Annotated in this window: 4 protein-coding genes; all 4 read left to right on the top strand. The window is 73.8% G+C overall.

Annotation, left to right across the window (positions count from 1 at the left end):
- Positions 1-2275 (top strand): phosphopantetheine-binding protein (locus AB0C22_RS31145; RefSeq protein WP_357538572.1); only part of this gene is annotated, 2275 nt, incomplete at its 5' end.
- 48 nt (positions 2276-2323) lie between these two features.
- A complete protein-coding gene (locus AB0C22_RS31140; RefSeq protein ID WP_357538570.1) occupies positions 2324-3361 on the top strand; it encodes a ketoacyl-ACP synthase III family protein in 1038 nt (345 codons plus the stop codon).
- Between the two features lie 81 nt (positions 3362-3442).
- Positions 3443-4300: an alpha/beta hydrolase gene (locus tag AB0C22_RS31135; RefSeq protein ID WP_208570965.1), complete on the top strand. Its 858-nt coding sequence runs from the start codon at positions 3443-3445 to the stop codon at positions 4298-4300.
- A gap of 42 nt (positions 4301-4342) precedes the next feature.
- On the top strand, positions 4343-7454 hold a 3112-nt coding region (locus AB0C22_RS31130), incomplete at its 3' end, for a beta-ketoacyl synthase N-terminal-like domain-containing protein (protein ID WP_357538568.1).

The following is a 7454-nucleotide window of genomic DNA, read 5'->3' as shown; positions in this document are numbered from 1 at the left end:
TTCGGGTGGTGTGGTGGTGCCGACGTTGCGTCGGGGTGAGGGTGGTGTGGGTCGGGTGTTGTTGTCGTTGGGTGAGGCGTTTGTTGCGGGGGTGGAGGTTGATTGGGGTCGGGTCGTTCCGGAGGCTGTCCGGGTCGACCTGCCCACCTACCCCTTCCAGCACGAGCACTACTGGCTCAAGACCACCCCGTCCGGCGTCACCACCGATCGTGGCGACCATGCGCTGCTCGGCGCCCCGGTGGAACTGCCCGGCTCCGGCGGGGTGGTGCTGACCGGCACCGTCTCCCTGGCCGGCCTGCCCTGGCTGGCCGCCCACACCGTCGGGGACACCGTCGTACTGCCCGGCACCGCCCTGCTCGACCTGGCGCTGAAGGCCGGCGACGACGTCGGGCTCGACCACGTCGACGCCCTGACCCTGCACGAGCCGTTGACCGTGCCGGCCCGGGCGGCTGTCCACCTGCGGGTGGAGATCGGCGCACCGGGGGACGACGCCCGCCGGCCGCTGAGCATCCACGCCCGACGGGCGGACACCCCGGCCGGAGCGCCCTGGCGCTGCCACGCCTCCGGCACGCTCGCCGCCGGCGTACCGTCGCCGGGTGTCGACCTGACGGTGTGGCCGCCGCCGGCCGCGACCGGAGAGCCCGCCGCCGACGGTGTCGCGCGCTGGCGGCGCGACGGTGAGGTCTTCGCCGAGGTCCGGCTGCCCGACCGGCAGCGCGCCGAGGCGGACCAATTCGGACTGCACCCGGTCCTGCTGGACGCCGCACTGCGGGCCGTCGACGACCCGGCCGACGCGCCGTCCCGGCTGGCCGAGTTGCGCGGCGTGACCCTGCGGGCGGTGGGCGCGACCGTGCTGCGGGTGCACCGTGCCGCGTCGGGGCAGGTCACCGTCGCCGACACGACCGGTTCCCCGGTGGCGACGATCGCCGCCGTCACCACCCGCCCCTGCCCGACCGGTGAGGTCCGGACCGCGAGCGCCGCCGCCCAGGACGGCCTGTTCCGGGTGGAGTGGGTCCCGGTGTCCACGCCGGCCACCCCGCCGTCGCCGCCGACGATGGTCGTCGTCGGCGCCGATCCCCTGCGGGCCCGCGCCGGGCTGATGTCGGCGGACACCTACGCCGAGGCGTACCCCGACCTGGCCGCGCTCACCGCCGCGGTCGAAGCCGGCGCGGCCCGTCCGGACGTCATCCTGCTCAGCGACACCGACCCCGCGCCGTCGGCCGACAGCCCCTGGGAGACCAGTCGCCTCGTCACCCTGCGCCCGGACCCGACCGCCGCGGCCCCCCGCCGCCGTGGCCGGGCGGGCACCACCGGAACCGCCGCGGTGCCGGCCACCGCGGTGCCGGCCACCGCGGTGCCGGCCACCGCCGTGCCGGCCACCGCCGTGCCGGCCACCGCCGTGCCGGCCACCGCCGTGCCGGCCGGTGCCGTGCCGGCCGGTGCGACGCCCGCCCATGGCGACACCGTCGTGGTGGACGGCGTCAAGGCGTCCTGGCGGGCACTGACGACGGCGCTCGCCCTGGCCGAACCGCACCTGGTCGTCCGTCGCGGGACGGTGCTGACGCCCCGCCTGGCCCGGGTCACCGTCCCGGTGGACGACGCGACGCCGCCCGACGTCACCGGGCCGGTGCTGGTCACCGGCGGCGCGTCGGCGGCGCGCGGGGCGACCGTGGCCTTCCTGCGCGGGTGCGGGATCGAGGCCGGCGACGGCAGCGGGGACGCAGCCACCACCGTGGTCCGGCTGGACCACCCCGACGCGACGGTCACCAGCGCCACCCCGACCGTCGCGCTGCTGCGGGAACGGCCCGCCGGGGACCTGTCACCCGACGAGCTCGTCCTCGTCGAGGCGGCCTGCCGCGTCGGCGGGTCACTGGTCGTCGCGGCCGGGGCCGGCGCCTGGTCGCGGTCCCCCGACGCCCCGGCGCTGCTGCGGTCGTTGGCCCCGGCCGGCACCCGCCGCACCGCACGGGCCGTCGCCGACGCCCCGGCCGGCCTCAAGCAGCGGCTGGTGCTCGCGCCCGAGGGCGACCGGGACCAGATCCTGCTGGAGCTGGTACGCCGCAACGTCGCGGCGGTGCTCGGCCTGGCGTCGGCCGAAACCGTCGAACGGGACCGGCGGTTCCGGGACGCCGGGTTCGACTCGCTGTCCGCCCTGACGGTCCGCAACCTGATCAGCACGGAGACGGACCTGCGGCTCGCGCCCACGGTGGTCTTCGACCACTCCACCCCCGACGCCCTGGTGCGTCACCTCAGGCAGGAACTGCTCGGCTACTGACGATCCGCCGGCCTGCGGCGGAACACAGCTGAAGAATGGAGGGACCCCGTGCGAGTCGAAGGTGTCTATCTCGACGGGATCGGCCACCACCTACCCGACTGGGTGAGCGCCGAGGACGCGGTCGCGGACGGCCGGTACCGGGCGGAGGTCTTCGAGGCGAGCGGCCTGACCGGGACGCACATCTCGACGAAACTGCCCGCCCTCGACATGGCGGTGCTGGCCGCCCGGACCGCGCTGGAACGGTCCTCGGCCGGGACCGCCGACGTCGAGTCGCACATCCACGCGAGCGTCTACTACCAGGGGCCCGAGGGCTCCTACCCACCCGGCTACATCCTGCGTGAGCTGGGTGTCGCCGGCGCCGGCTCCCTGGAGATCCGGCAGGGCTGCAACGGGCTGCTCGCCGCGCTGGAGATCGCCGTCGGGCAGCTCACCGGCGTGGCCGAACTCGCCGTGGCTCTGCTGACCACCGCCCAGAACTTCGAGACGCCGCTGGTCGACAGGTGGCACGGCTTCGGCGACTCGTACATCCTCGCCGACGGTGCGGCGGCGGCCGTCGTCACCACCGAACCCGGCTTCGCCGAGGTCCGGTCGATCTGTTCCGGCACCCTGCCCGGGCTGGAACGGTGGCACCGCGGCGACGGCCCGTTGACCCCGCCGGTCGAGCAGAGCGCCGAACAGGTGTCGATGACCGCGCGGGCGGCCGCCTTCACCGACGACGAGATGCCGCTGGCCCGGGCCGTGGAGAGCCTCAGCGAGTTCGACGTCGGCATCATCCGCCGGGCGCTGGTCGACGCGGACCTCAACGTCGCCGACCTGGCCCGGGTGATCACCATCAACGAGGACGCCCGGATGACCGAGTTCACCACCCTCGGCCCGCTCGGCATCGACGTGTCTCTATCGACATGGGACTATGGCCGGTCGGTCGGCCACGTCGGCGCCGCCGACCTGGTCATCTCACTGGACCACCTGCTCGACACCGGGCAGGTCCACCCCGGCGACCACCTCCTGCTGGTCTCCCAGGGCCCGGGATGGCTCTGCTCCGCCGCCGTCCTCACCCTGCTGGAGAAGCCGACCTGGCTGGAGTGAAGTGCCGTTTTAGATGCGTTCTAGGCCCTCTGTCTAGCGTCGAACCGTCACACGTTCCGAGTGCGCAACGGAGGGGATTCAGTGGACGCGATCGTGGCCGACGATGTCGATGCCGGGACCTTTGGCGTACCCGGAGCACGTCTGTATTACGAGGTCCAGGGCCAGGGGCCGGTGTTGCTGGTCCTCCAGGCCGGTGAGGGTGACGCCGGCCGGACCAGCTATCTCGTACAGCAACTCGCCGACCGGTACACGGTGGTGACCTACGACCGGCGCGGCCTGTCCCGCAGCAAACTCGACGGGCCACCCGCAGCGTTGACCATGGAGACCCATGCCGACGACGCGAGCGCCCTGCTCGCCCACCTCACCGACCAGCCGGCCCACGTGCTCGGCTCCGGCTACGGTGCGGCGATCGGGCTCTATCTCTCGCTGCGCCACCCGGAGCAGGTCCGCACCCTGGTCGCCCACGAGGCCCCCACCCTGCGACTGCTGCCGGCGGCCACCCGCGAGCGGGTCGTACGGGGGGTGGCCGCGGCCGAACGCGCCTACCACAACGACGGTTGGGGCCCCGCCATGAAGCAGATGGCGGCACTCAGCGGCATCGACCTGACCACGCTGGAGATGGAACCGGGCGTCGACTTCCAACCGATGACGGTCGACCGGGCCGCGAACATCGAGTTCTTCGTCAAGTACGACGGCCCGGCCTTCCGCAACTGCCAGCTCGACGCCGACGACATCGCCCGGCTCAAGCAGACCGGCATCCGGGTGGTCCCGGCCGGCGGCTGCATCTCACAGGACATCTGGGCGTACGTCTGCGCGGAGGCACTCGCCGACGAACTCGGCACGGCGGTGGTGGAGTTCCCCGGTGGCCGCAACGGCCACACCACCCACCCCCGCGCCTTCTCGGCACGCCTGCACGAGGTGCTCGCCGCCGTCGCCTGACCTCCGCGCCCGACACCCAACCTCGAACAGGGACGGCCATCCATGGGAAGCACTGCCCCCGCGTACCAGGACGCCATCGCGGTCATCGGAATGTCCTGCCGATTCCCCGGCGCCGCCTCCCCGGACGAGTTCTGGGACCTGTTGGTACGCGGGGAGGAGGCGATCCGGGAAGCGCCGACCGACCGCTGGTCCGGCGACCCGGGCACGGTCCGTCGTGGCGGCTTCCTCGACGACGTGGCCGGCTTCGACGCCCCGTTCTTCGGGGTGTCGCCCCGCGAGGCCGCCGCGATGGACCCGCAGCAGCGGCTGATGCTGGAACTGGCCTGGGAGGCGCTGGAGCACGCCGGGGCCGACCCGACGCCGCTGCGCGGCTCGTCGACCGGGGTGTTCATCGGCACGATCCAGGACGACTACGCCACCCTCACCCGGCGCGGTGGCGGCGACCCCGGCCCGCACACGCTGACCGGGCTGCACCGCAGCGTCATCGCCAACCGGGTCTCCTACCGGCTGGGCCTGGCCGGGCCGAGCATGGTGGTCGACACCGGCCAGTCGTCGGCACTGGTGGCGGTGCACCGGGCGATCGAGTCGCTGCACGCCGGCGAGTGCACGATGGTGCTCGCCGGCGGAGTCAACCTGATCCTGACCGGGGAGAGCACCGACGCCGTACGCGGCTTCGGTGGCCTGTCACCCACCGGGCGTACCCACCTGTTCGACGCCCACGCCGACGGCTACGTCCGCGGTGAGGGCGGTGGCCTGGTCGTGCTGAAGCGGCTCGCCGACGCGGTCGCCGACGGCGACCGGATCTTCTGCGTTATCCACGGCGGTGCCGTCAACAACGACGGTGGCGGCGACGGGCTGACCACGCCCAGCCAGGCCGGCCAGGAGCAGGTCGTCCAGCTCGCGCACACCCGGGCCGGCACCGACCCGGCCGACACCGGCTACGTGGAACTGCACGGCACCGGAACCCCGGTGGGTGACCCGATCGAGGCCGCCGCACTCGGTGCGGTGGTCGGCACGGCACTGGCACCCGGTGACCGGTTGCTGGTCGGCTCGGCCAAGACCAATGTGGGCCACCTGGAGGGCGCCGCCGGGGTGGTGGGGCTGATCAAGACGGCGCTCGCCCTGCGGCACGGGCTGATTCCCGCCTCCCTGCACCATGAGACGCCCAACCCGGCGATCGACTTCGCGGCCACCCGACTGACCGTGCAGACCACCCTCGCGGTCTGGCCCGTCAACCGGCCCCTGGCCGGCGTCTCGTCGTTCGGCATGGGCGGCACCAACTGCCACCTGGTCCTCGGCCCGTGGCCCGCGCCGCCCGCCGCCGTTGACGCCCCGACGTCCGTCGACGGGCCCGGGACGCCGTCGGGCACCCAGGTGGCCGCACCCGCCGTCGCCCGGGTCGTCTGGCCGCTGTCCGGTCGTACCCCGGCGGCGCTGCGCGCCCAGGCGCACCGCCTGCACCGCCATCTCACCGACCGGCCCACGGTGCCGATCGGCGCTGTCGGCCGTTCGCTGGCCGGCCGCAGCGGCTTCGACCACCGGGCCGTCGTGGTCGGCCGCGACCGTGAGGAACTGCTCGCCGGGTTGGCCGACCTCGCCGACGGCCGTCGCCGGGCGGGACTGGTCACCGGTCGGGCCGACACCGGCACCCTGGGCTTCCTGTTCACCGGGCAGGGCGCGCAACGCCCCGGGATGGGACGCGACCTGTACGACGCCTCGCCGGTCTTCGCCGAGGCGTTCGACGAGGTGTGCGCGGAACTCGACAGGCACCTGGACCGGCCGCTGCGCGAGGTCGTCTGGGACGATCCGACCGCGCTGGACCAGACCGGCTACACGCAACCCGCGCTGTTCGCCCTCCAGACGGCGCTCCACCAGCTCACCGTCTCCTTCGGGGTACGCCCCGACTACCTGCTCGGTCACTCGATCGGTGAACTGTCCGCCGGGTACGCCGCCGGGGTCTGGTCCCTGCCCGACGCCTGTCTGCTCGTCGCCGCCCGTGGTCGACTGATGCAGGCCGCGCCGGCCGGCGGCGCGATGCTGGCGATCGCCGCGCCGGAGGACGTGGTGACCGCCCACCTCGCCGACTTCGCCGCACGGCTGGACCTCGCCGCCGTGAACGGCCCGAACGCGGTCGTCGTCTCCGGCGACGCCGACGCCGTCACCGACCTCGCCGCCCGCTTCGACCAACTCGCCGTCAAGACCCGACGGCTCCGGGTCAGCCACGCCTTCCACTCCGCCCACATGGACCCGGCGCTGGACGAGTTCACCCGCGTCGCGGCCGGCATACCCGCCCGGACGCCCCAGGTGCCGGTGGTGTCGAACGTGTCCGGGAAGCTGGTGCAGGCCGAATACACCGACCCGACGTACTGGGCGGCGCAGATCCGTCGACCCGTCCGTTTCCTCGACGGCCTGCGTACGCTGCGGTCGGCCGGGGTCACCGCGTTCCTGGAACTCGGCCCGGACCCGGTGCTGACCGGGCTGGCCGAGGCGGAGCACGACGCCGGCTCCGGCAGCTCCGACGACACGGCGTACGCCGTCCTGCTGCGGCGGGACCGCGACGAGCCGACGACGGCGTTGACCGCGCTGGCCCGGCTGCACTCCCACGGTGTGCCGGTGAACTGGTCCCCACTGTGGCCGGACGCGGACCGCGCCGACCTGCCGACCTACGCGTTCCAGCGGCGACCGTACTGGATCGACACCGCCGCCTCCTCCGCCGGCACCGCCTCCACCGCCACCGCCACCGCCTCCACCGCCGGCTCCGCCGTGCCGGTCGACGTGCCTCCGTCGACCGCGCCGGAGGCACCCGCGACCGGGGCGGCGGAGGTCGACCCGGCCAGCTGGGCTGGGCGGCTGTTGGCGCTGCCCGAGCACGAGCGCCGGCCCGCCGCCGAACTGCTCGTACGTCGCCTGGTGGCCGAGACGCTCGACTATGCCGACCTGGCCGACGTCGACGGCAGTCTCACCTTCAAGGAACTCGGCATCACGTCGCTCACCGCCGTGGAACTACGCAACCTCGTGACCGCCGAAACCGGCCAGTCGTTCTCCGCCTCCATGGTCTTCGACTTTCCGACTCCGGTGTTGGTGGCGGAGCGGTTGGTGGGTTTGGTGGTGGGTGGGGTTTCGGGTGTGGGTGTTGCGGGTGTGGGTGTGGGTG

The sequence above is a fragment of the Micromonospora sp. NPDC048894 genome (assembly GCF_040649765.1).
Classification (GTDB): domain Bacteria; phylum Actinomycetota; class Actinomycetes; order Mycobacteriales; family Micromonosporaceae; genus Micromonospora; species Micromonospora antibiotica.
Note: the sequence above shows the minus strand (reverse complement) of the source record. Positions and strands in the feature narration are given on the sequence as shown.